The sequence below is a fragment of the Pseudomonas frederiksbergensis genome, assembly GCF_003732275.1.
GTDB classification, from domain to species: Bacteria; Pseudomonadota; Gammaproteobacteria; order Pseudomonadales; family Pseudomonadaceae; genus Aquipseudomonas; species Aquipseudomonas frederiksbergensis_H.
The window spans coordinates 534,760-558,094 of record NZ_MOBM01000012.1 but is presented as its reverse complement, the minus strand read 5'-3'; the positions used below and the strand labels follow the sequence as shown (position 1 = coordinate 558,094).

The window sequence follows — 23,335 nt, the reverse complement described above, 5'->3', positions numbered from 1 at the left end:
ATGTTTAAAAACCTGCATCCCACTCCGGTTCTTCGGGAAATCTAAGCACCAAAAAATCCAGCATGCTGCGCAACGCCGCCGGCATGTGCTTGCGTGACGCATACACCGCATAGATGTTCATCTGCCGGGGCTCGGCCTGGGGCAACAGGCGGATCAGTTCGCCGCTGTGGATATGTACACCCGCCTGATAGCTTGGCAGCATCGCCACGCCGGCCCCGGCCATCGTCGCGCGCAACAGCGTGCTGGCTTCGTTGGCGCTGATGTTGCCCTGCACCGGCACCGAGACGGGTTCGCCGTCCTGTTCGAAATGCCAGAGGCTTTTGCCGAAGTAGGAGTGCGTCAGGCAATTGTGCAGGCTCAGGTCCTCGACCCGTTGCGGTGTCGGGTGCTCGCGCAGGTACGCGGGGGAGGCGCAGATCACTGAGCGGCAGACCGTCAGCCGCCGGGCAATCAGGTTCGGATCCAGGTCGTTGCTGGTGCGGATGGCCAGGTCGATACGTTCATCCACCAGGTTCACCGTGCGGTCGAGCATTTGCATATCGATGCTGACGCCGGGGTAACGTTTGACGTAGGCCGCCATGGCGTCCGCCAGTTGCGCCTGACCGAACGAGGTGCTGACGCTGATCCGTAGCAGGCCTCGCGGTGCGTCGTCCGGTTCGCTGACGGCGGCTTGCATGTCGGTGGACAAATCGAGCATCTGCCGACAGCGAGGCAGAATCTCACTGCCGGCGGCGGTCAGGCTCAATTTGCGCGTGGTGCGATGCATCAGGCGCGCGCCGACCCAATCCTCCAACTCCGCCAGATAGCGTGAAACCACCGGCCGTGACAGGTCCAGGTGATCGGCGGCGGCCGATTGGCTGCCCAGGTCCACCACCGTGACGAACACCCGCATTGCTTGTAGACGATCCATGATTTGCCCGCTTTCAGAAACAAACTATGTTCAAGCATCGCATTTTTTGTATCGAACCAGACAACTAAGCTCTGTCCCATCGCCAAGCACGGCATTCGGACAACGGAGCAACAGATGATCGGCTTCACCTCAATCAAACGCATTCTTCTGGCAACCGCCACGCTCGGCTTCGCGGCCCATGCCGCGGCGGCGTCCACCCTGACGCTGGACGTCTACAACCCTGGCACCCATGCGATCTTCCCGGTGACCTCGGTGCTGGTCAGCGGCGAGAAAGAAGCGATTCTGGTCGACGCGCAATTCGGCAAAGCCCAGGCCGAACAAGTGGTGGAAAAAATCCGCGCCAGCGGTAAGCAACTGACCACGATCTATATCAGCCACGGTGACCCGGATTACTACTTCGGCCTCGACACCGTCACCCAAGCGTTCCCGAAAGCCAAAGTGCTGGCCTCGCAACCGACGGTCGATCACATCAAAAAAACCGTCGACGGCAAACTGGCGTTCTGGGGCCCGAAAATGGGCGCTGACGTACCGAACAAAACCATCGTGCCGCAGGTGCTCAAGGGCGACAGCCTGATGCTGGAAGGGCAGAAATTGCAGGTGATCGGCCTGGACGGCAAGCAGCCGGATCGCAGCTTTGTGTGGATCCCGTCGATCAAGGCGGTGGTCGGTGGCGTGGTTGTCGCCGAAAACATTCACGTGTGGATGGCCGACACCCAGACTCCGCAATCCCATGCCGATTGGCTGACGACGTTGCAGGCGATCGAAGCGCTGAAGCCGAACACTATCGTGCCGGGTCACTACCTCGGTGAGAGCGCGCGTTCTCTGGCGGCGGTGCAGTTCACCGCCGATTACATCAAGGCGTTCGACGAAGAAACCGCCAAGGCGAAAGACGCTGCCGAACTGATCGCCGCGATGAAAAAACGCTACCCGACCCTGAGCGAAGAAAGCTCGCTGGAGCTGAGCGCTAAAGTCGCCAAGGGCGAGATGAAGTGGTAATCCGCCGAGCAATCTCACAAGCCAATGAAAATGTCTGAAGAGTGAAATTTTGTGGTGAGGGAGCTTGCTCCCGCTCGGCTGCGAAGCAGTCGTAAAACCAGCCGATGCGGTGTGTCTGAAGACATGCAGGGGAGCGCTTCGCACTCCAGCGGGAGCAAGCTCCCTCGCCACAATGAGCATTGCCAAATCACTATGATTACATCACCGCAAACTGGAGAACGTCATGAGCAAAATTGCAATCATCGGTGCCACCGGTCGTGCCGGTAGCCAACTGTTGGAAGAAGCCCTGCGTCGCGGTCACAGCGTCACTGCCATCGCCCGCGACACCTCGAAAATCGCCCCGCGTGCCGGGGTCGTGAGCAAAAGCGTGGACGTGCTCGACGCTGCTGCATTGCAAGCCGCCGTGGCCGGGCATGATGCGGTGATCAGCGCTGCGCATTTCTCCACCATCCCTGCCAGCGCGGTTATCGAGCCGGTGAAGAAGGCCGGGGTCAAACGGCTGTTGGTGGTGGGCGGTGCCGGTTCGCTGTTACTGCCGGATGGCTCTCGGGTGATCGACAGCGAAGGTTTCCCGGAGGAGTACAAGGCCGAGGCGAGTGCCGGTGCCGCGTTCCTGAATACTTTGCGTCAGGAGAAGGACCTGGACTGGACATTCCTGTCGCCGTCGGCAGAGTTTGTCGAAGGTGAGCGCACCAGCACGTTTCGGGTCGGCAAGGATGACTTGCTGGTGAGTGCCGAAGGCCGAAGCTGGATTACCTTTGCTGACTTCGCGATTGCGCTGATCGATGAAGTGGAAACGCCGAAGCATTCACGTCAGCGGTTTACTGTCGGGTATTGAGTTCACTGATCACTTGTGGGAGCGAGCCTGCTCGCGAAGACGGACTTACATTCAACATTGATGTCGACTGTACGGCCTCCATCGCGGGCAAGCCCGCGATGCTTTTTGGATTTCAGCGGCTCTGCGCCTGCTCCACCAACCACCCCATCAATTCGCGCAACTTCGGCGAAGGTGCCGGTTTCTCGGGGAACACCAGGTAATACGCCAACCCGGTTTTCACCTTCAAATCAAAAGGCATGACCAGCCGTCCGGCACTCAGGTCATCGCCGATCAACGACCAATCGCCAATCGCTACACCTGTCCCCTGAGACGCCATCGACATCGCCAGGTCCAGGGTTTCGAAATGCTGACCTTTGCCGACATTGCTCAGCCGAATATCCGCAGCCTTCAACCAGGCGTTCCAGTCCCGTTCATCGCGGGTGGGGTGCAGCAACAAGTGTTGCTGCAGATCGGCCGGTGTCTGCAAAGCCATCGGCCCTTCAAGCATCGGTCTGGAACACACGGGCGTCAGTTGCTCATCGAACAGATGCCGGGAGGCCAGTGAGTTGTCCGGCGGCGCGCCATACATCACCGCCGCATCGAACTGCTCGCGATGAAAATCCACGCCGTGTTTCACCGTGGTGGTCAATTCCACCGGCACATCCGGGCGTTCCTTTTGCCACTGCAACAGGCGTGGCAACAGCCAGCGCATCACGCAGGTCGGCGCCTTGAGTTGCAGGGTTTCGCGCTTCTCGCCGATCTGCTCCACCGCCTCGTCGATCAGGCCAAAAATCTGCTGCACCCGTGGCAGCCATTCCCGTCCTTCGGCGGTCAGGCTCAAGCCCCGCGCCTGGCGAATGAACAGCTCATAACCCAGATGATCTTCCAGCCCGGCGATCTGCCGGCTCACCGCGCCTTGGGTGATGTGCAGCTGTTCGGCGGCCCGGGTGAAGTTGCAGCACTGCGCGGTGATCAGAAAAGTGTGCAGTGCCGGCAGGGGAGGCAATCGTTTCATTGGGATCCAAGGTATGACGTGAGGACATGGCTAGTATGACTTTTTATCCATTGTTGCGGCTACGTGTCGCCCGTTCCAATGAGGCCATCCCTGGACCTGCCAACCCATCATAAACACTGCGCAGGCCCGGCGTCTCAAACGAACAAAAAGGGCAAAGACATGGCGACGTGCGGCGAAGTATTGGTCAAGTTACTCGAAGGTTACGGGGTCGAGCAGGTGTTTGGCATTCCCGGGGTGCATACCGTGGAGCTGTATCGCGGGCTGGCCTGTTCGAGCATCAACCACGTCACTCCGCGTCACGAACAGGGCGCCGGTTTCATGGCCGACGGTTACGCTCGCACCAGCGGCAAACCGGGTGTGTGCTTCATCATCACCGGCCCTGGCATGACCAACATCACCACCGCCATGGGCCAGGCTTACGCCGACTCGATCCCGATGCTGGTGATTTCCAGCGTGCAATCGCGCAGCCAATTGGGCGGCGGTCGCGGCAAGCTGCATGAGTTGCCGAACCAGAGCGCACTGGTCGGCGGCGTGGCGGCGTTCTCCCACACCTTGATGTCGGCGGCTGAATTGCCGGGCGTGTTGGCCCGCGCCTTCGCGCTGTTCCAGGCTGGCCGTCCGCGTCCGGTACACATCGAAATTCCGTTGGACGTGTTGGTCGAAGAGGCTGATGACTTGCTCGCCAGCGTGCCGGTGAACATTGATCGTGCTGGTGCTTCGCCAAGCGCGATCAGCCGCATGACCGACTTGTTGGCCGGTGCCAAGCGCCCGTTGATTCTCGCCGGTGGCGGCGCCATCGATGCCGCGGCTGAATTGACCGAACTGGCGGAACTGCTGGATGCGCCGGTGGCCCTGACCATCAATGCCAAAGGCATGCTCGAATCCAGTCACCCGCTGCTGATCGGCTCGACCCAAAGCCTGATAGCCACTCGCGCGCTGGTTGCTGAGGCCGACGTGGTGCTGGCCATCGGCACCGAACTGGCCGAAACCGATTACGACGTCACCTTCGCCGGCGGCTTCGAAATTCCCGGCGTGCTGCTGCGCGTGGACATCGACCCCGACCAGACGGTGCGTAATTACCCGCCGAAAGTCGCGTTGGTGGCCGACTCGCGCAACGCCGCTCAGGCCTTGCTGAGCGCGCTGTCGCACAAGTCGCTGGCCGAGCGTCGCAACGATTGGGGCCAGGTGCGTGCCGCGCGTTTGCGCGATGAATTGGCCGCATCCTGGGACGCTCCGACGCTGGCCCAGACCCGTTTCCTGGAAACCGTTTTGCACGAATTGCCGAACGCGGTTTTTGTCGGCGATTCGACCCAACCGGTGTACACCGGCAACCTCACGTTCAACCCGGAACGCCCGCGCCGCTGGTTCAACTCGTCCACCGGTTACGGCACCCTCGGTTACGCCTTGCCGGCAGCGATTGGTGCCTGGCTTGGTGGCAGCATCGAAGGCGGCGCACGGCCTCCGGTGGTGTGCCTGATCGGCGACGGTGGTCTGCAATTCACCCTGCCGGAACTGGCCAGTGCGGTGGAAGCACGCACCCCGGTGATCGTCCTGCTGTGGAATAACCAGGGCTACGAAGAGATCAAGAAATACATGGTCAACCGCGACATCGAGCCGGTTGGCGTAGACATCTACACTCCGGACTTCATTGGTGTGGCCAAGGCGCTGGGCTGCGCGGCCGAGGCGGTCAGCGGTGTCGAAGAACTGCGCAGTGCATTGCGTCTTGCCACCGATCGCCAGGGCCCGACCCTGATTGAAATCGATCAGACCCAGTGGATGAAGGCGATGTCGAAATGAGTTTTCCAATTACTCTGGATGGCCTGTACATCGATGGTCAATGGTCGTCTGGCAACGAACATCTGCGCGTGATCAACCCGGCAACCGAAGCCCTGCTGACCACCGTCAACGGCGGCGATGAACACGCTGTCGATCAGGCCGTCACGGCGGCGACCAACGCTTTCAAAGCGTGGTCGAAAACCACCGGTGCCGAGCGCGGGGCGATCTTGCGCAGAATCGCCGCGGGCGTGCAGGCCGGTCGTGAACAGTTGATGAAGTTGCAGTCGAGCAACAATGGCAAACCGCTGTTCGAAGCGGCCATTGATGTCGACGACGTGATCGCTACGTTCGAGTATTACGCCGATCTGGCTGAAGGCCTGGATGCGAAACAAGACAGCGCCGTGGCGTTGCCGAGCGACGATTTCAGCGCCCGTTTGCGCCGCGAACCGTGCGGTGTGGTGGGGCTGATCGTGCCGTGGAATTTCCCGATGGTCACCACCGCCTGGAAACTCGCCCCGGCCCTGGCCGCCGGTTGCTGCGTGGTGCTTAAACCGTCTGAAGTGACGCCGCTGCCGGAGCTGGAACTGGCGACGATCATCGCCGAGGCTGGTCTGCCAAACGGTGTGTTCAATCTGGTCTGCGGCACCGGCCTGGCTGTTGGCGCACCGCTGTCGGCTGATCCGCGCATCGCCAAGATTTCCTTCACTGGTAGCAACGCAGTGGGCGTGCAGGTGATGCAGCGGGCGGCGGAAACCGTGAAGGGTGTGAGCCTGGAACTGGGTGGCAAATCCTCGCTGCTGGTACTCGCCGATGCCGACATTGGGCTGGCCGTGGAAGTGGCCTGTGGCGGCGGCTTCTTCAACGCCGGGCAGATGTGTTCCGCCACCAGCCGCGTGCTGGTCGCCGATGAGCTGGCGGATGAATTTGTAGCGCGATTGAAGGCGCGTGCTGAAGCCATTCGCGTGGCCGACCCGTTCGACCCGAACGTGGAAATGGGCGCACTGGTCAATCAGGCGCAATACCAACGTGTGCTGGGCCACATCGACCGTGGTTTGAGCGCAGGCGCGAAGTTGATCTGCGGCGGTAATCGTCCGGCAGACCTGCCACGCGGCTATTTTTTGCAGCCGACCATTTTCATCGATGTGCCCCTCGACAGTGCGCTGTGGTGCGAAGAGATTTTCGGCCCGGTGATCTGCGTGCGCAGTTTCAGCTCTGAAGCCGAGGCGATTGCCCTGGCCAATGACAGCCAGTTCGGCCTGGTGGCCAGCGTGGTCACTCGTGACAGCGAGGCTGCGGATCGCGTCGCCAACGCTTTGCAGGCGGGGCTTGTGTGGATCAACGCGCCGCAAGTGATCTTCCCGCAGACCGCCTGGGGTGGCTACAAACAGAGCAGCATCGGCCGCGAATTGGGGCCGTGGGGCTTGCAGGCTTTCCAGGAAATCAAACACGTGATTCGGGCCGTCTGAAGGCACGAAAAAAGGCCGCGCATGCCTCGTGATGAGGCATGCGCCAGCGTCATGGCTTCAATGAGTTTTTATCGATAGTCAGGTGTTTTGCACGACCTCAGGATGAAGCTGTCGGCGCCGCTCTTGCCCTTTGAAACCGGGGGCTTGGAGCTGATCTGACCGCGCGGATGCAAGGGTTGCGACCAACCTCATACTTAAAAAAACAAAGGGAGTCCTTCATGGGCGAGCACGATCTGAACAGACGTCAATTCATCAAAACCGTGGGCGTGGCGTCCGTGGCTGCGGCGGCCATGAGCATGCCGTTCATCAAGGCCAATGCCAGCGACACACGTTTCCAGGGCAAAACCCTGCGCCTGTTGACCTGGTCCGATGACACCGGCCTTGCAGCATTGCGCAATATCGCGGCAACCTTCGAAGCCAAGTACGGCTGCAAGGTCATCGCTGACCGCACCGGCAGCACCTCGGAAATGGTCGCCAAACTCAAGGCTGGCGGTGATCGTCCACAGTACGACATCATCACTCTGGCCGGCGTCGGCGCCGAAGGTCTGGCTGCTGCCAACCTGCTGGAAAAACCCGATCTCAACCGCATCCCTAACCTGATCGACGTGCCGGAGCAATACCGCACTGGCGCCAACGGTCACGGCATCGGTTACCTGTTGTGGTGCAACAGCCTGGTCTACAGCACCCGCACCATCAAAGAAGCGCCGGACAGCTACGCCGCCCTGTGGGACGCGGAGCTGTCGCCGAACATTTTCCTGCCGCCGCCGAACTGGACCGAGGCCATGGACCTGATCATCATCGCCGCCAAACTGGCGGGTGGTGACGAACACAACATCGAGCCAGGCTTCAAGAAACTCGCTGAGCTGAAAGATCGCGTCGTGACCTTGGGCGAAAACCCGAACCAGATCGCCGAGCTGTTCCGCACCGGTTCGCTGGACATGGGCGGCTTGTACGCGCCGGCGTTTTTCCCGAAACAGATTCGCGATCCGGCCTACGGCCTGGGCGCCACGTTCGGCATGAAGGAAGGCTTCTACACCGACCTGATGCTGTCGGTGATGCCGAAGAATCGTCCGGGCGATACCGACCTGGCCTACGCCTTCATCAACCACTCTCTGGACCCGCTGGTGCAGGGCAAGATGGCCGAAGACATCTACAACGGCCCGGTCAACGCCAAGGCGATCATCTCCCCCGAAGCGCGCAAGAGCCCCTACATCCTCACGCCGGAGCAGATTGCCGAGAAGGCGATCATGCACGACAACGCCTTCCTGGCCACCGTGCATGACCAATGGATTCGTCGTTACACGGAAATCTTTTCTTCCTGATCCGTAGGAGCTGCCGAAGGCTGCGATCTTTTGATCTTGCTCTTCGGTGGCTCTGAAAAAGATCAAAAGATCGCAGCCTTCGGCAGCTCCTACACGGGGCCGGGCGCGAGATATTCCTGATCTTCCATTGACGAGACCCTTGCTATGGAACACCAACCTCTGACCCATCCGGTAAGCGCCGCACCCGTGCGCATCAATCGGGGTGTCTCACCGACGGCGCGTGCCTGGTTTTTCCTCTCGCCGTCGATGCTGTTTCTCGGCGTGTTGATTGCCGCGAGCCTCTTGGTGCTGCGCATGAGCGTCGGCACCAAAGGCGCGGAGTGGACCGGGTTCAGCCTGGCCAGTTACGCCCAATTGCTGGAACCCTATTACCTCAAATCGTTGCTGCTGACGTTGCGCCTGGCGCTGATCAGCGCGGTGATCGCGGTGCTGCTGGCGATCCCGGTGGCTTACACCATGTCGCGGCTGACCTCGCCGTTTGTGCGGCGGATCTTCCTTGCGGCGGTGCTGCTGCCATTGCTGGTCAACCTGTTGCTGCAAAGCTACGGCTGGCTGGTGATTCTCGGCCCCGGCGGCATGCTCAATCAGGCACTGATGGGCCTGGGCCTGATCAAGCGCCCGATCATGCTGCTCTACAACCAGAACGGCGTGTTGATGGGCCTGGTGCAAACCGCGTTCCCGTTGGCCGTGCTGCCGATTGCCAGCGCCATGCGCGGCGTTGCCCGCACTTACGAAGAAGCCGCTGCCACCCTCGGCGCCAGTCGCTTGCAGGTGTTTCGCCAGGTGGTGTTGCCGATGAGTTTGCCGGGGATCATCACTGGCGCGACGTTGGTGTTCGCCTACAACGCCAGCAGTTTTGTGGTGCCGCTGCTGCTCGGTGGTCGGCGCGTGCCGATGCTGGCGGTGATGGTGCATGACCAGATCGCTCCGCTGATGAACTGGCCCGCCGCGTCTGCTGCCGGTGTGGTGCTGATCGTTACCACCCTGGCGATCATGACCTTGTCCGAATACATCACCGGCCGTCGTCGGCGCATGCTGGAGGCTTCCCAATGAGCACCCTGATCAAGAAGCGCCACTCGCTGCTGCCAGGCGATACCGGTAAGTTCGCCGGCATCCTGTCGGGCTTCATTTTGCTGCTGGCGGTGCTGCCGATTTTGACCATGATCGTCATGTCGTTCAGTGGCGCGTCGAACCTCGACTTCCCGCCCAGCAGCTACAGCCTGCAATGGTACAAAGCCGCCTGGAACACCTTCGTGTCGCCAGACTCCAGCGATGTGCTGAGCCTCGGCAAAGCCATGACCACCAGCCTGATGGTGGCCTGCCTGACCATGGTTTTCGCGACGATCATCGCGGTGCCGGCAGCCTATGCCCTGACCCGTTGCGAATTCCGCGGCAAGGCTGTGGCGCTGCAATTGATGTCGCTGCCACTGGTGTTCCCGATGGTGGTGTTGGGCCTGGCCTTGCTGCTGGTGTTCGACAGCCTGCCATTCCAGATCACCACCTCGCGGCTGGTGATTGCCCACGTGATTCTGGCGCTGCCGTTCGTGGTGAAAAACTGCACCGCGGCGATGCTTTCCATTGGCAGCGAAGTCGAAGAGGCCGCGCAAATGCTCGGCGCTTCACCGACTCGGGCGATTGTCGATGTGGTGGTGCCGTTGATGAAATCAGGGATTCTGGCAGGCATGCTGCTGGCGTTCATCGTCTCGTTCAACGAATTCACCGTGACCTATTTCCTCTACACCATCGACGTCATGACCGTGCCGATCTGGATGTACAGCCGCACCGTGTCTTCGCTCGACCCTACCGTTTTCTCGTTTGCCGTGCTGATCGTGCTGATCGACTTCGTCCTGATCTGGGCGTTGGAGAAGCTGGTTGGCGAAGGCGGCGTTTCCTTTTGATTTGAGGTGCAACATGACTGGTCTGATTCTGGAAAACGTCGAGAAACATTACGGCTCGGCCTGCGCGGTAAAAGATGTGAACCTGCATTTACCCGAGGGCAAGCTGGTGTGTTTCCTCGGCCCTTCGGGCTGCGGCAAAACCACCTTGCTGCGGATGATCGCCGGGCTTGAAACCCTGTCCGGTGGCGAGATTCGCCTGGACGGTGAAGACATCGGTCATACGCCGGCGCATCAGCGTAATTTCGGCATGGTGTTTCAATCGCTGGCGCTGTTTCCGCACATGACGGTGGGGGAGAACATCGCCTATCCGCTGAAATTGCGTGGGGTCAGCAAGGCTGATCAACAGGCGCGGGTGGTGGAGTTGCTGGAGCTGATTCAGCTGCAGGAGATGATTGATCGCCCGGTGGCAAAACTCTCTGGCGGGCAACGTCAGCGCGTGGCGATTGCCCGGGCGATTGCCTCACGGCCGAAAATCCTTCTGCTCGACGAACCGTTGTCGGCGCTGGACGCCAAGCTGCGTGAGTCGATGCAGGTGGAAATCCGTCAGCTGCAACAGCGTTTAAACATCACCACCATCATGGTCACCCACGACCAGCGTGAAGCCATGACCATGGCCGATATCGTGGTGGTGCTGGGTGAGCATCGGGTGCAGCAGGTGGGCACGCCGATTGAAATCTATCGGCATCCGGCCAATGAGTTTGTCGCGGACTTTATCGGTTCGGGGAATATTTTCCCGGCCACGGCGCTGGGCAACGGCAAAGTCAGCTTGCCCGGTGGCGATGCGCTGCAAGTGCCAATCTGCAGCAGCATTGTGGTGGGGGAGAAGGTGAAAATGCTGATTCGCCCGGAAGACCTGCAACTGTCGCAACCCCAGGCCACGGCAGGGAATCGCTTGCTCGGGAAGGTGACGTTTGTGCGGGATATCGGGGCGACGATTGAAACCACTGTCGAGTGTTCCGGGGTGTCGTTTACCGCGTTGAGCACGCCGTGTCAGGGGGTTGGGTTGAGCATTGGCAATCCGGTGTCGGTGACATTGCCGGCTGAGGCTTGTCGAGTACTAAGCGCCTGACTTACTGGCCCCATCGCGAGCAGGCTCGCTCCCACATTGGATCGGTGTACACCAGACCCTGTGGGAGCGAGCCTGCTCGCGATGAGGCCGGAACAATCAACATCAATCTCGGCTAAACACTCAACCGTAACCGCGCCAAATCCCGGAGCGGCGGCGCCCCGAACAATCGGCTGTACTCCCGACTGAACTGCGAAGGGCTTTCATACCCCACCCGATAACCGGCCGCCGAAGCTTCCAACCCTTCAGCCAGCATCAACCGCCGCGCCTCTTGCAGGCGCAACTGCTTCTGATACTGCAGCGGACTCATCGCCGTCATCGCCTTGAACCGGTGATGCAATGTCGACACGCTCAGGTTCACTTCCCGCGCCAGATCATCGATGCGCAGCGGTTGCTCATAATTGCCGTTGAGCCATTTGATCGCCTGGCTGATGCGATGGCTCTGGCTGTTGGCGATGGCAATTTCATACAGCCGATGACCCTGCTGGCTGCGCAACAGCCGATACAGAATCTCTCGACGAATCAGCGGCGCCAGCATGGCGATGTCTTTCGGTGTGTCCAGCAAACGTGCCAGACGCAACACGGCATCGAGCATTGCCGTGTCGATCTGCTCGACATACAGGCCGCGGCCAGTGGGCCGTGTGGGTACACCGATGGGGCCGGCGTCGGCAATCAGCGCGCTGATTTCCGCCGGGTCGATGTCCAGCCGCACGGCGAGGATCGGTTCCTCGGACGAGACATTCACCACCCGCCCGCTCAACGGCATCGAGACCGACACCACCAGGTAATTCAGCGGGTCGTAATTGAAGTATTCATCCGCCAGCCGCACTTCCTTGCGCCCCTGGGCCATGATGCACAGCGCGGGCTGTGCGAGTACGGGGGCGAAGTCATGGTTTTGACTGTGGCGCGACATGAACAGCGAACCGACGGCGGTGGCATAAGTGCCATCCTCCATCGTGTTACGGCGGATGAGGGCGGCCAGTTCCGCGCGCTGTTTTTCCATGTCGGCATCCAGCGGGGCTTGAAAGTGATCGAGCGACGACATGCTGGGCATCCTCGGTGATGCGTTGGTGATGGGCTGAGCTTAAATTTGTGCAAGGGACGGCGGTAGACACATCCTGCCAAAAGCTTGCCTGATTCTGCATGGGCTTCGTGTGCCGCCCCGTCATGACGTGACGCAGATGGGCAACGGCTGACGCAAACCTCCCCCTGTAGGAGCTGCCGAAGGCTGCGATCTCTAGATCTTAAAAACAGAAGTCAAAAGATCGCAGTCTTCGGCAGCTCCTACACAAAACTCGTGTAACAGTGGTGTGACGGGTTTTACCGGTTGTTACAGGTGTTGAGCCAAGTCTCGCAGGATTGTGCAACAAGCCGGCAGGAATCGACTAACGACGACCAGGGCGCGCCGCCTAATCTTGGATCCTGTCGCAGCCCGTCCCCGGCTGCCACTGGATGACCTGGGAGGGTTGAACATGTCTACGCAAATCCCCGTCAGTCATATGGCCTTCGTTCGCGCCCGTGCCGGGCGTTCGGCAGAACTCGGTGCGCGCCTGAGCGCCCTGATCGAGCCATCGCGCAACGCGCCGGGTTGCCTGAGCTTTGCCCTGCAGCACTCGCAATGCGATCCGCAGCTGTGGCTGGTGTCCGGTTTCTGGGACAACCAACAGGCCATGACCGCTTACTTCGGCAGCCCGGCGATGCAGATTTTTGCCGAGCTGGTGCAGGAGCTGGTGGTCAACAGCCTGGATTTCCATACCTTCAAGGATGTCTCGGCGGCCCAGGCCCTTGGCCAGTCCAAGGCAGCGGTACACAAACTCGCCGGTTGAGGGTTTAATGGCGCAACTCTCCATTAGCCAGGATCCGCAACATGGCACGCAAAGCCTTTGAACACTTCGAAGCCGTTTCAGCAGTAGTACCGGGCGAGGGCGGTTACCACGCCGCGATTGCCGTCAAAGCCCTCGGCGGTTCCGGTGCCCCGCGTTTTCACAAAGTGCTGGAAGACCAGACCTTCAAGACCGCTCATGAAGCCGACGAGGCCGCAGCCAAAGAGCTGACCCGCCTCAAAGACGTTAAAGAAGACGCCGACCTGCTCTGGTAATTACTTGACCGCCCCCGGGCGGAACATCTTGAACAGTGCCTCTGGCCCCAGCTGAAAGTAATCCGCCGGCCCGCCGCCGCGCAGAATCGGTTCTGCCGCGGCGGTGTCGTACACCCCATCCTTCAACAGCCACTTGGCGATATGCACGGCGACCACTTCGCCGAGAATCAGCCAACTCGGCACCACTTCCTTGTTTGCGCGCTGCAACTGAATGATCTGCGTGACCTTGCACTCGAAGGACACCGGGCTTTCGGCAACCCGTGGCACCTGAATGATTTTCGACGCGGCGGTGGTCAGCCCGGACAGTTCGAATTCGTTGACCTCCGGCCCGACCATGGCGCAGCTCTGGTTCATCTGCTCGGCCAGTGGGCGGGTCGCCAGGTTCCAGGCGAATTCGCCGGTCTGCTCGATGTTGTTCAGGCTGTCTTTGCGCCCGACGCTGGAGAAACCAATGATCGGCGGGATGTAGTTGAAGGCGTTGAAAAAACTGTAGGGCGCCAGGTTCAGGCGACCGTTGGCATCCTGGGAGGAAATCCAGCCAATAGGGCGCGGGCCGACGATGGCGTTGAACGGGTCATGCGGCAGGCCGTGGCCGTTGGCGGGTTCGTAGAAATGGATGTCGTCGGGCATGGACGGAGGTTCCTGAGGGCTTTGTTTCGGGATCGATCATAGTGCAAGGACGAGCGGGTTATTTCCAGCGATGAGATCAAATGTGGGAGCGGGCTTGCTCGCGATAGTTCACTGACATTCAAAAGAGATGTTGCCTGTGACGGCGCTATCGCGAGCAGGCTCGCTCCCACAGGTTTTTGTCTCGCTTGAGATATTTCCTTTGCTTCAGAAACGACTAAGCCCGACTAAAGCCGGGCCGAAGCAGGAGTTTGCAGAGTTGTCTTGAGACCGAGTCGCGGCCATGCGAGCAGGCTCGCTCCCACATCGGATCTGCGTACACCAGACCTTTGTGGGAGCGAGCCTGCTCGCGATGAGGCCAGAACAGCCACCATCAATGAAACTGTCAGTCCGTCTCGATCCGCGAATGCTTGCGGGTATCTTTCATGGTCACATACACCAGCAACGACACCGCGATGCACGCCGTGACATACCAGTAGTAACCGGTTTCCATGCCGATGCTCTTGAACCACAGCGCGATGTATTCAGCGGTGCCGCCGAAGATCGACACGGTCAGTGCATACGGCAAACCAACACCCAGGGCGCGGATTTCGGTCGGGAACAGTTCGGCTTTGACCACTGCGTTGATCGAGGTATAGCCGCTGACGATGATCAGTGCCGCCATGATCAGGAAGAACGCGCCCCACCAAGACTGGACGGTGTGCAGGGTGGTCAGGATCGGCACGGTGAACAGCGTACCCAGAATACCGAAGGCGATCAGGATCGGCCGACGACCGACTTTATCCGACAGCCCACCGATAATCGGTTGCAGGCACATGAACAGGAACAGCGTGGCCGCGGAAATCGTGGTGGAGTCGGAAATGCTCATGCCGACGGTGTTCACCAGGTATTTCTGCATGTACGTGGTGTAGGTGTAGAACGCCAGCGTGCCGCCCATGGTCAGGCCGACCACGGTCATCAGTTCCTTGGGATGACGCAGCAAGGTGCGCATGGCGCTTTCCTTGGCTTTCTCTTTCTTGGTGAACGACTCGGTTTCTTCCATGCCACGACGCAGGTAGAGCGCGACCACGGCACACAGCGCGCCGATGGCGAACGGGATGCGCCAGCCCCAGGCGTACAGCTCTTCGGTGGTCAGGGTCTGTTGCAGCACGATCAACACCGCCAGGGCGATGAGCTGGCCGGAGATCAGGGTCACGTACTGGAAACTGGAGTAAAAGCCGCGACGTTCCTTGGTCGCCATCTCACTGAGGTAAGTCGCCGAGGTGCCGTATTCGCCACCCACCGACAGACCTTGCAGCAGGCGGGCGAACACCAGCAGGATCGGCGCGCCGATGCCGATGGTTTCATAACCCGGACTCAGGGCGATCAGCAGCGAGCCGAAGCACATCAGGTAAACCGAAGCCATCAACGCACGTTTGCGACCGGCCTTGTCGGCGTAGAGACCCATCAACCAGCCACCGATCGGACGCATCAGGAAGCCCACGGCGAAGATCGCGGCGGTGTTGAGCAGTTGTGCGGTGGTGTCGCCTTTGGGGAAGAAGGCTTTGGCGAAGTAGAGGGAGAAGGCGGCGTAGACGTACCAGTCGTACCACTCGACCATGTTGCCGACAGAGCCGCTGAAGATCGATTTGATCCGGCTAGCGGTGGTTCTTTCTTTAGCCGGCGCGGCAGCCGACCCAAGAGGCAGGGCGTTGGAGTTATCCATTGAAGGATCCTTCGTTTAATTGTTTTTGTGGAGCGCGTTAAAACGCAGCCTGCTGGAGCTATAGCAGGAGCTGTGCCAAGGAGAGGAGGGCCGGTTTAGAGGGGGTAGCGGGTTTTATTGAGCGGAAATCCGCTTATTGAGGATCGGACGCGAGCGGAAATCCGCTTATAGAGTCATGGGGTTCTTTGCCTGTGCCGGCCTCATCGCGAGCAGGCTCGCTCCCACAGTAGATTGGTGTGCGCAGGACCATTGTGGGAGCGAGCCTGCTCGCGATGAGGCCAGTCCAGGCACCACAAAATCAGCTGTCCTGCAAAAACATCTCGCGGCTCAACCCATGCCGCTGCATCTTTTCATTAAAGGTACGGCGCGGCAGTTGCAGCTCTTCAAGCACCGCTTTCACATCACCTTTATGCCGGGTCAGTGCCGCGCGCAAGCAATGTGCTTCGAAGGCTTCCTGCTGCGCCGCCAGCGACTGGCCGGGATCGATCCCCGCCGGTTCCGGTTCACCCAGGCCCAGCACTTGGCGCTCGGCGACGTTCGCCAGTTCGCGCACATTGCCCGGCCAGTCGTGGCTCAGCAGATGGCTGAGTTGCGGCCCGCTCAAGGGCGCAAAGGTGCGGCCCAAACGCTCGGCGGCACTCTGTGCGAAGAACTCGAACAACAGTGGAATGTCTTCACGCCGGTCACGCAACGGCGGCAGACGTAACTCGGCGACGTTCAATCGATAGGCCAAGTCCTCGCGAAAACGTCCGGCCCGCGCTTCATCCAGCAAGTCGGGTTTGGTCGCGGCAATGATCCGCAAGTCTACGTGGATGCTCTGATTGGAACCCAATCGCTCAAGCTTCTGTTCCTGCAACACCCGCAGCAGTTTCACCTGCTGGGCCAACGGCATACTTTCGATTTCATCGAGAAACAGCGTGCCGCCATCGGCGTATTCGAGCTTGCCGATGCGTTTGCCCTGGGCGCCCGTGAACGCGCCGCTTTCATGACCGAACAGTTCGGCCTCGAACAATTGCTCGGGAATCGCCGCGCAGTTCAGCGCCACGAAGGGTTTATCTGCGCGGGGACCGAAGTCGTGCAAGCAACGGGCAACCAATTCCTTGCCGCTGCCGGTTTCGCCACGGATCAGCACGTTGACCGGCAGCGTCGCCAGATCCAGCACCTGCCGGCGCAGTGTTTGCAAGCCACGGGACACTCCCAGCAGCGTCGCATCGAGTTTGGCGCGATTGTCCGCCTGTTCATGCAGCGCGCGGTTTTCCAGCACCAGCCGGCGCTTATCCAGAGCCCGGCGCAAGCTGCTCAACAGGGTTTCCGGGCTGAAAGGTTTTTCGAGGAAATCGTAGGCGCCATCGCGCATCGCTTCGACGGCCATCGGCACATCGCCGTGACCGGTCAGCAAGATCACCGGCAAGTCGGCATCGCGGCGCTGGACTTCGGCCAGCAGCTCCAGCCCGGTCATGCCGGGCATGCGCACGTCGCTGAGAATTACCCCGGGGAAGTGCTTCGGCAGTTGCGCCAGGCATGCATCGGCGCGACTGAACAGCTGCACTTCGAACCCCGACAGGCTCAGCCACTGTTCGACGGCGCTGCGGATGCTGCTTTCGTCATCGACCACCATCACCGAATTGAGCATCAGCCAGGCACCTCCAGATCAATGGGCAACGTCAGGGTGAACACCGCGCCGTTTTCACCATTATCGGCACTCAGGCGTCCGCCTGCTTCGTGAGCGATGGCGAACGAGACGGCCAGCCCGAGGCCCAGGCCATCGCCCACCGGTTTGGTGGTGAAGAACGGGTCAAACACCTTACCCAGGTTCTCTTCGGCAATGCCGCCACCGTTATCGGAGACGCTCAGGCGCCACAATTGTTCATCGGCTTCGAGGCGGATTTCCAGACGCTTGCAGGGTTTGTCGTGCATTGCATCCAGGGCATTGCGCAGCAGGTTGATCAGCACCTGTTCAAGACGAATCGCATCGCCACGCACCCAGGCCGGGCGGGTCAGATGGAGCACGGTGCTGATGTGCTCGTCACGCAGGCGCGCATCCAGCAACTGCAAGGATTGATCGACCACTGCCGCCAGGTCCAGCCGTTCGCGCAGACCGCTGGGGCTTTTGCGCGCGAAGGTTTTCAGGTGGCCGGTGAGGGCGGCCATGCGCGTGAGCATGTCGTCCACCGGTTTCAGTGCCTTGTAGGCATCCTCGACACGACCGTGATCGAGCAGCAGCCTCAGAGTAGCAAGCTGCATGCGCTGGGCGGTCAGCGGCTGATTGATTTCATGGGCCAGCGCGGCAGACATCTGACCGAGGGCCGCGAGCTTGGCCGATTGCACCAGCCCGTCCTGAGCGGTGCGCAAATCCCGGGTGCGTTCTTCCACCAGTCGCTCGAGTTCTTCGCGACTGCGCTGGCGCAACTTGGCCAGACGCCAACGCTGGTTGAGGAACAGCAGCAAAAACACCGCTGCCAGCCACACCCCGGCGGCGGCGAGCCCGGCGTTGCGGCGATCTTCTAACGGGATCTGCGGGCGACGCAGCAAGTGCAAGGTCCAGTCTTCAGCGGCCAGTGGCAGCGATTCCCAGAGGTAATCCGCCGGCCCGTCCGGGCCATTGACCCGCTTCAGATCACTGTTGTCATCGAAGCGCTGCACCGATTGATAGTCAAGAAGGGTCAGCGGCTGTTTGTCGTATTGGCGGGTGGTTTTGAGCTCGGCGCGGTCGCGGTCGCTCAGCGGTTTCAATTGGCGGTAACGCCAGCCTGGCTGGTTGGCGATGAAGATAATCCCGCGGGCATCGCTGACCAGCAACGTGTCGCTGCCCTGACGCCATTCGCGCTCAAGCTCCGGAAACTCGAGTTTCACCACCATGGCACCAAGAAACTCGCCACTGTCGCTGGTCACCGCGCTGGACAGGAAGTAACCGGGAATGCCGCTGGTTACACCCACCGCATAAAAGCGCCCGGTGCCTTGGGTGCGGGTCTGGCTGAAGTAGGGGCGAAAACCGTAGTTGTGGCCGACGTAACTGCTGGGCAAGCGCCAGTTACTGGCGGCCACGGCCAGGCCGGTGCGATCCAGTAATTCGAGGGTCGAGGACTGCGCGGCGCCGTTGATTTTTTCCAGTTTACGATTCAACGCAAGCTGCTGTTCGGGGCTCACTTCACCGTTTAGCGCGGCGCGCAGTTCCGGGTCCAGCGCCAATACGGCGGGCAGGGCGCGGTAGCGCTCGATTAGGGTGTGCAGGGAATTGGCGTACAGCGCCAGTTGCTGATTGGCGCGTGCGGCATCTTCCACCAACGCTTGGCGTTCGGTGTGACGGATGGCCAGCGTAGCGGCGAGCACCGCACCGGCGATGATCAGCAAGGAGTACAACGACAGGCGCAGGGTACGGGAAGTCGGCAGCATGCTGTAGGAAACAGGTTGAAGGATGGGCGGGCACCATACCATGAGGCCGCGCATTCTTCGTCCCGGCATGACGTGTTCAGACGCCAGCGCTTTCTCCAAAAAGTCGAAGTGGCTGCGTGGATCGAAGAATTAAATCGTTATCCAAAAAAAAGCCGGGTCGTCTGGGGAGACGGCCCGGCCTTTTTCGTTAGCGGGGGAGGCGTTTACTGCACTTCCACCGCCAGGCTTTCACTGATCTTTTTCTGCCAGATCGCAGGACCGGTGATGTGTACCGACTCGCCTTTGCTGTCGACCGCAACGGTCACAGGCATGTCTTTGACGTCGAACTCGTAGATCGCTTCCATGCCCAGCTCGGCGAACGCCACCACGCGGGATTTCTTGATGGCTTGCGCCACCAGGTAAGCCGCGCCGCCAACAGCCATCAGGTAAACCGCTTTGTGGTCCTTGATCGCTTCGATCGCGGTCGGGCCGCGCTCTGATTTGCCGATCATGCCCAACAGGCCGGTTTGCTCGAGGATCTGACGGGTGAACTTGTCCATCCGCGTGGCGGTGGTAGGGCCGGCAGGGCCAACCACTTCGTCACCGACCGGATCGACCGGGCCGACGTAGTAGATGAAGCGACCTTTCAGATCCACCGGCAGGGTTTCACCCTTGTTCAGCATCTCGACCATGCGCTTGTGCGCCGCGTCGCGACCGGTGAGCATTTTGCCGTTGAGCAGGACGGTTTCGCCCGGCTTCCAGCTCTGCACTTCTTCCGGTGTCAGAGTGTCGAGGTTGACGCGACGAGCCGACGGGCCGGCTTCCCAGACGATTTCCGGGTAGGCGTCCAGCGGTGGCGCTTCCAGCGAGGCCGGGCCGGAGCCGTCGAGCACGAAGTGTGCGTGACGGGTGGCGGCGCAGTTAGGGATCATGCACACCGGCAGGGACGCGGCGTGGGTCGGGTAATCCATGATCTTCACGTCGAGCACGGTGGTCAGGCCACCCAGGCCCTGGGCGCCGATGCCCAGTTGGTTGACCTTCTCGAACAGCTCCAGACGCATCTCTTCGATACGGTTGGACGGGCCGCGCTTCTTCAGCTCGTGAATGTCGATGGATTCCATCAACACTTCCTTGGCCATGACGGCGGCTTTCTCGGCGGTGCCGCCGATGCCGATGCCGAGCATGCCCGGTGGGCACCAGCCGGCGCCCATTTCCGGAACGGTCTTGAGTACCCAGTCGACGATCGAGTCGGACGGGTTGAGCATGGCCATTTTCGACTTGTTCTCGGAGCCGCCGCCCTTGGCCGCCACGTCCACTTCCACGGTGTTACCCGGAACGATGGAGTAGTGGATAACGGCCGGGGTGTTGTCCTTGGTGTTTTTACGAGCGCCCGCCGGGTCGGCGAGGATCGAGGCACGCAGGACGTTTTCCGGCAGGTTGTAAGCCCGGCGCACACCTTCGTTGATCATGTCGTCCAGGCCCATGGTGGCGCCATCCCAACGAACGTCCATGCCCACGCGCACGAACACGGTAACGATACCGGTGTCCTGGCAGATCGGGCGGTGGCCGGTAGCGCACATGCGCGAGTTGATCAGGATCTGCGCCATGGAATCGCGAGCTGCCGGCGATTCTTCACGCAGGTAGGCCTCGTGCATCGCCTGGATGAAATCCACGGGGTGGTAGTAAGAAATGAATTGCAGGGCGTCGGCAACGCTCTGAATCAGGTCGTCTTGCTTGATCACGGTCATGAGTCGCGCTCCTCTAAAAGACGGGAACATTCAATAAGGTGCTTGCAGCTTGGGTGCATCGGTCGGTTGCAAGCACCTTTCAAGGCACGCCGGGCATGCTGGCGCGACGCTAAAAAGGCGCGGCAGTATACCGCGCCTCGATGGCGGGCACATCTGTTGACAATCAAACGTTGGTCGCATACCGCCCACAGATGAATATGGGTGAAGGGCTTTTGTGGCGAGGGAGCTTGCTCCCGTTCGGCTGCGAAGCAGTCGTAATAGATTCATCGCAGTTCAACTGAAAGAATGCTGGGGGGCCGCTTCGCAGCCCAGCGGGAGCAAGCTCCCTCGCCACAGGATTATCCCGAGCTCGGGTCATGGCTTTGACGCCAGTTTTCTGCCCAGAAAATTGAATGGTCATTTATCAGACACGCCACTAAAGTGGCATCCGGCCTGTAGAGTAGGACACTCTGACAGCCCCCTTTCCCACGGTGAATCAACGATTGACCCATAACGCCATCCAGCGGCTTTTGCTCAAACGCTTCGCCCTCGCAGCTGGCACCTACGCCCTGGCTTTGCTGCTGCTGTGGCTGGCGTTTTTCACTGGTCACTACCAAGAGTCCGTCACCGGCATGGCGATCGGCAGCGCGTTGGTGGTATTCAGCCAGGCGGTGTTGTTCGCGGTGTTCTCCAGCGGCCGCAACCTGCGCTTTTCCGACCCGAGCCTGACTGAAGTGCAAATACTGCTGGGGCTGGGTTGGCAAACCTGGCTCATCGCTCATCTGGACGAGGCACGCGGCGCGTTTCTGGTGTTTTACCTGCTGATTCTGTTGTTCGGGTTGTTTCATCTGTCGCGCACGGCTTTCACCCGTTGCGCGTTTCTGGTGTTTTTCAGTTTCAGCGCCATCACCTTGTGGGAGGGCTACCACTTCCAGCTACCCAACCCGACACTGGCGCTGTTGCAGGTGTGCGTGCTGTTTGTAGTACTCGTATGGCTGGTGCTTTACGCCCGTTACGTGCAGATGTCGCGCCAGCGTATGCGTCAGCGGCGGTTCGCCTTGCAGGCGCATCAGGACACCCTGCGCGGAATGATGCGCCAGCTCGAAGGCCTGGTGGCGACCGACGAACTCACTGGGCTGTTTAACCGTCGACATTTCCTGCGCCTGGCCTCCCGGGAGTTGAATGCCATGGAAGCCGACGTGGTGCATGGCCTGGCGTTGATCGACCTCGATCACTTCAAACGCATCAACGATGTTCACGGCCATGCCGCTGGCGATCAGGTGTTGCAAGCGTTCGCCGGGGTGGCCACTGCATGCCTGCGCGATGGCGATATTCTGGCCCGCTATGGCGGTGAAGAGTTCGTGGTGCTGTTGCCCGATTGTGATCCCGAACGTCTGACCGCTTGCTGCGAACGGTTGCGCATTGCCTTTATGGATGTCGAGTTGGTCGGCCTGGATGTGCGCCACCTCAGCCTGTCGGCGGGCATGACCTTGTTGACGCTTGGCGACGATCTGGATGACGCCTTGCAGCGCGCCGATCAGGCGCTGTACCGCGCCAAGCGTGATGGCCGTAACCGTTGCGCGGCGGCCTGGGAGAATGTCGATGCCTGAGTTACGGGTCGGCGAACGCCAATGGACGGTGGCGGCGGGGAGCAACCTGCTCGACGCCTTGAATCAGAACGGCGTGTCGGTGCCCTATAGCTGCCGGGCGGGCAGTTGCCATGCGTGCCTGGTCAAGTGTGTCGAGGGCTTGCCCAGCGACAGCCGTCCGGATGCCTTGAGCAATGAGCAGCGTCAGCAGGGGTGGCGACTGGCCTGTCAGTGCCAGGTGGTCGACGATCTGCAAATCGAAACCTTTGACCCACTGCGTGATGGGCTTGCCGCTCAGGTGGCCGCCAGCGATTGGCTGAGCTCCAGCGTCTTGCGTTTGCGCCTGACTAGCGAGCGACCGTTGCGCTATCAGGCGGGGCAGCATCTGGTGTTGTGGGCAGGGCAGATTGCGCGGCCGTATTCACTGGCCAGCCTGCCGGAAGAAGATCGCTTTCTGGAGTTCCACCTCGATTGCCGCCAACCGGGGGAATTCAGTGATGCGGCACGCCAGCTGAAAATCGGCGACCCGATCCGGCTCGGCGAGTTGCGCGGCGGTGCGTTGCATTACGACCCGGACTGGCACACCCGACCGCTGTGGTTATTGGCGGCCGGCACCGGTCTGGGGCCGTTGTTCGGTATTTTGCGCGAAGCATTGCGTCAGGATCACCAAGGCCCCATTCGTGTCATTCACCTGGCTCATGATGCGAGTGAGCATTATCTGGCCAAACCCCTGCAAGCCATGGCCGACGGCCGTGAAAACCTGACGATCGAGTTATGGACGGCGGCCGAGTTGCCCGCGGCTTTGGCGCAACTGCGCCTTGTTTCGCGGCAAACCCTGGCCTTAGTCTGCGGAGCCCCCGACAGCGTCGACGCCTTTGCCCGGCGCCTGTACCTGGCCGGTTTGCCGCGCAATCAACTGCTGGCGGATGTCTTTCTACCCCGTGGTTGAGC

At 60.6% G+C, this 23,335-nt stretch carries 20 protein-coding genes; 12 read left to right on the top strand and 8 right to left on the bottom strand.

The genetic code is table 11. From position 1 onward, the window contains the following. Positions 1–4: 4 nt before the first annotated feature. On the bottom strand, positions 5–910 hold the full coding sequence (locus tag BK662_RS10620) for a LysR family transcriptional regulator (RefSeq protein WP_221179100.1): 906 nt from the start codon (positions 908–910) through the stop codon (positions 5–7). A gap of 114 nt (positions 911–1,024) precedes the next feature. On the opposite strand from BK662_RS10620, the gene BK662_RS10615 reads away from it, so the two are divergent. Together BK662_RS10615 and BK662_RS10610 are read left to right on the top strand one after the other, a co-directional pair. Next, positions 1,025–1,906, top strand: coding sequence for an MBL fold metallo-hydrolase (locus BK662_RS10615; protein ID WP_123358002.1), 882 nt, complete (start codon positions 1,025–1,027; stop codon positions 1,904–1,906). 223 nt (positions 1,907–2,129) lie between these two features. Continuing rightward, positions 2,130–2,744 carry an NAD(P)-dependent oxidoreductase gene (locus BK662_RS10610; protein ID WP_123358001.1) on the top strand — a complete coding sequence of 205 codons (615 nt, stop codon included), beginning with the start codon at positions 2,130–2,132 and terminating at the stop codon, positions 2,742–2,744. Between the two features lie 112 nt (positions 2,745–2,856). Here BK662_RS10610 and BK662_RS10605 read toward each other — a convergent pair whose 3' ends face one another. After that, entirely contained in the window at positions 2,857–3,738 is an 882-nt protein-coding gene (locus BK662_RS10605; protein ID WP_123358000.1) for a LysR substrate-binding domain-containing protein, read from the bottom strand. Between the two features lie 159 nt (positions 3,739–3,897). On the opposite strand from BK662_RS10605, the gene BK662_RS10600 reads away from it, so the two are divergent. The 6 genes from BK662_RS10600 to BK662_RS10575 all read left to right on the top strand — a co-directional run bounded on the left by BK662_RS10600 (position 3,898) and on the right by BK662_RS10575 (position 11,269). Then, the gene (locus BK662_RS10600; RefSeq protein WP_123357999.1) at positions 3,898–5,535 is read left to right on the top strand and encodes a 5-guanidino-2-oxopentanoate decarboxylase; all 1,638 of its coding nucleotides are present in this window, start codon (positions 3,898–3,900) and stop codon (positions 5,533–5,535) included. Next, positions 5,532–6,980, top strand: a complete 1,449-nt coding sequence (locus BK662_RS10595) for an aldehyde dehydrogenase family protein (RefSeq protein WP_123357998.1) — start codon at positions 5,532–5,534, stop codon at positions 6,978–6,980. The genes BK662_RS10600 and BK662_RS10595 overlap by 4 nt, the downstream gene beginning before the upstream one ends. Positions 6,981–7,198: 218 nt before the next feature. Beyond that, positions 7,199–8,302 (top strand): ABC transporter substrate-binding protein, encoded by a 1,104-nt coding sequence (locus tag BK662_RS10590; protein WP_123357997.1) that lies wholly within the window; start codon positions 7,199–7,201, stop codon positions 8,300–8,302. A gap of 144 nt (positions 8,303–8,446) precedes the next feature. Then, a complete protein-coding gene (locus BK662_RS10585) occupies positions 8,447–9,355 on the top strand; it encodes an ABC transporter permease (protein ID WP_052967302.1) in 909 nt (302 codons plus the stop codon). Next, the gene (locus tag BK662_RS10580; protein WP_008010021.1) at positions 9,352–10,200 is read left to right on the top strand and encodes an ABC transporter permease; all 849 of its coding nucleotides are present in this window, start codon (positions 9,352–9,354) and stop codon (positions 10,198–10,200) included. Before BK662_RS10585 ends, BK662_RS10580 begins: the two co-directional genes overlap by 4 nt. Before the next feature lie 13 nt (positions 10,201–10,213). Then, positions 10,214–11,269, top strand: coding sequence for an ABC transporter ATP-binding protein (locus BK662_RS10575; RefSeq protein WP_123357996.1), 1,056 nt, complete (start codon positions 10,214–10,216; stop codon positions 11,267–11,269). A 112-nt stretch (positions 11,270–11,381) separates the two neighbouring features. On the opposite strand, the gene BK662_RS10570 is transcribed toward BK662_RS10575, so the two are convergent. Next, positions 11,382–12,311 carry an AraC family transcriptional regulator gene (locus BK662_RS10570; RefSeq protein WP_123357995.1) on the bottom strand — a complete coding sequence of 310 codons (930 nt, stop codon included), beginning with the start codon at positions 12,309–12,311 and terminating at the stop codon, positions 11,382–11,384. A gap of 427 nt (positions 12,312–12,738) precedes the next feature. Here BK662_RS10570 and BK662_RS10565 point away from each other — a divergent pair, with 427 nt between their 5' ends. Then, positions 12,739–13,092, top strand: a complete 354-nt coding sequence (locus tag BK662_RS10565; RefSeq protein WP_123357994.1) for a putative quinol monooxygenase — start codon at positions 12,739–12,741, stop codon at positions 13,090–13,092. 41 nt (positions 13,093–13,133) lie between these two features. Continuing rightward, positions 13,134–13,364 carry a hypothetical protein gene (locus BK662_RS10560; RefSeq protein WP_123357993.1) on the top strand — a complete coding sequence of 77 codons (231 nt, stop codon included), beginning with the start codon at positions 13,134–13,136 and terminating at the stop codon, positions 13,362–13,364. Here the strand turns inward: BK662_RS10560 and BK662_RS10555 are convergent, their stop codons facing one another. The 5 genes from BK662_RS10555 to BK662_RS10535 form a co-directional block, all read right to left on the bottom strand. Beyond that, positions 13,365–13,994: a flavin reductase family protein gene (locus tag BK662_RS10555; RefSeq protein WP_018926552.1), complete on the bottom strand. Its 630-nt coding sequence runs from the start codon at positions 13,992–13,994 to the stop codon at positions 13,365–13,367. Between the two features lie 382 nt (positions 13,995–14,376). Continuing rightward, on the bottom strand, positions 14,377–15,696 hold the full coding sequence (locus BK662_RS10550) for an MFS transporter (RefSeq protein WP_123357992.1): 1,320 nt from the start codon (positions 15,694–15,696) through the stop codon (positions 14,377–14,379). Positions 15,697–15,994: 298 nt separating this feature from the next. Then, positions 15,995–17,329, bottom strand: a complete 1,335-nt coding sequence (gene mifR, locus BK662_RS10545) for a two-component system response regulator MifR (RefSeq protein ID WP_123357991.1) — start codon at positions 17,327–17,329, stop codon at positions 15,995–15,997. Next, positions 17,329–19,089, bottom strand: coding sequence for a two-component system sensor histidine kinase MifS (locus tag BK662_RS10540; RefSeq protein WP_123357990.1), 1,761 nt, complete (start codon positions 19,087–19,089; stop codon positions 17,329–17,331). The genes mifR and BK662_RS10540 overlap by 1 nt, the downstream gene beginning before the upstream one ends. Positions 19,090–19,292: 203 nt before the next feature. Further along, the gene (locus tag BK662_RS10535) at positions 19,293–20,816 is read right to left on the bottom strand and encodes a fumarate hydratase (protein ID WP_052964313.1); all 1,524 of its coding nucleotides are present in this window, start codon (positions 20,814–20,816) and stop codon (positions 19,293–19,295) included. A 482-nt stretch (positions 20,817–21,298) separates the two neighbouring features. Here BK662_RS10535 and BK662_RS10530 point away from each other — a divergent pair, with 482 nt between their 5' ends. Then, positions 21,299–22,405 carry a GGDEF domain-containing protein gene (locus BK662_RS10530; protein ID WP_123357989.1) on the top strand — a complete coding sequence of 369 codons (1,107 nt, stop codon included), beginning with the start codon at positions 21,299–21,301 and terminating at the stop codon, positions 22,403–22,405. After that, complete coding sequence (locus BK662_RS10525; RefSeq protein ID WP_123357988.1) at positions 22,398–23,333, top strand: iron-sulfur-binding ferredoxin reductase; 936 nt, start codon at positions 22,398–22,400, stop codon at positions 23,331–23,333. The genes BK662_RS10530 and BK662_RS10525 overlap by 8 nt, the downstream gene beginning before the upstream one ends. Positions 23,334–23,335: the final 2 nt, after the last annotated feature.

Coding starts and splice junctions, on each gene's coding strand:
- BK662_RS10580 (WP_008010021.1), top strand. CDS start 9,352: ATGAGCACCCTGATCAAGAAGCGCCACTCGCTGCTGCCAGGCGATACC.
- BK662_RS10585 (WP_052967302.1), top strand. CDS start 8,447: ATGGAACACCAACCTCTGACCCATCCGGTAAGCGCCGCACCCGTGCGC.
- BK662_RS10620 (WP_221179100.1), bottom strand. CDS start 910: ATGGATCGTCTACAAGCAATGCGGGTGTTCGTCACGGTGGTGGACCTG.
- BK662_RS10605 (WP_123358000.1), bottom strand. CDS start 3,738: ATGAAACGATTGCCTCCCCTGCCGGCACTGCACACTTTTCTGATCACC.
- BK662_RS10570 (WP_123357995.1), bottom strand. CDS start 12,311: ATGTCGTCGCTCGATCACTTTCAAGCCCCGCTGGATGCCGACATGGAA.
- BK662_RS10610 (WP_123358001.1), top strand. CDS start 2,130: ATGAGCAAAATTGCAATCATCGGTGCCACCGGTCGTGCCGGTAGCCAA.
- BK662_RS10535 (WP_052964313.1), bottom strand. CDS start 20,816: ATGACCGTGATCAAGCAAGACGACCTGATTCAGAGCGTTGCCGACGCC.
- BK662_RS10550 (WP_123357992.1), bottom strand. CDS start 15,696: ATGGATAACTCCAACGCCCTGCCTCTTGGGTCGGCTGCCGCGCCGGCT.
- BK662_RS10560 (WP_123357993.1), top strand. CDS start 13,134: ATGGCACGCAAAGCCTTTGAACACTTCGAAGCCGTTTCAGCAGTAGTA.
- BK662_RS10595 (WP_123357998.1), top strand. CDS start 5,532: ATGAGTTTTCCAATTACTCTGGATGGCCTGTACATCGATGGTCAATGG.
- BK662_RS10565 (WP_123357994.1), top strand. CDS start 12,739: ATGTCTACGCAAATCCCCGTCAGTCATATGGCCTTCGTTCGCGCCCGT.
- BK662_RS10615 (WP_123358002.1), top strand. CDS start 1,025: ATGATCGGCTTCACCTCAATCAAACGCATTCTTCTGGCAACCGCCACG.
- mifR (WP_123357991.1), bottom strand. CDS start 17,329: ATGCTCAATTCGGTGATGGTGGTCGATGACGAAAGCAGCATCCGCAGC.
- BK662_RS10590 (WP_123357997.1), top strand. CDS start 7,199: ATGGGCGAGCACGATCTGAACAGACGTCAATTCATCAAAACCGTGGGC.
- BK662_RS10540 (WP_123357990.1), bottom strand. CDS start 19,089: ATGCTGCCGACTTCCCGTACCCTGCGCCTGTCGTTGTACTCCTTGCTG.
- BK662_RS10555 (WP_018926552.1), bottom strand. CDS start 13,994: ATGCCCGACGACATCCATTTCTACGAACCCGCCAACGGCCACGGCCTG.
- BK662_RS10575 (WP_123357996.1), top strand. CDS start 10,214: ATGACTGGTCTGATTCTGGAAAACGTCGAGAAACATTACGGCTCGGCC.
- BK662_RS10600 (WP_123357999.1), top strand. CDS start 3,898: ATGGCGACGTGCGGCGAAGTATTGGTCAAGTTACTCGAAGGTTACGGG.
- BK662_RS10525 (WP_123357988.1), top strand. CDS start 22,398: ATGCCTGAGTTACGGGTCGGCGAACGCCAATGGACGGTGGCGGCGGGG.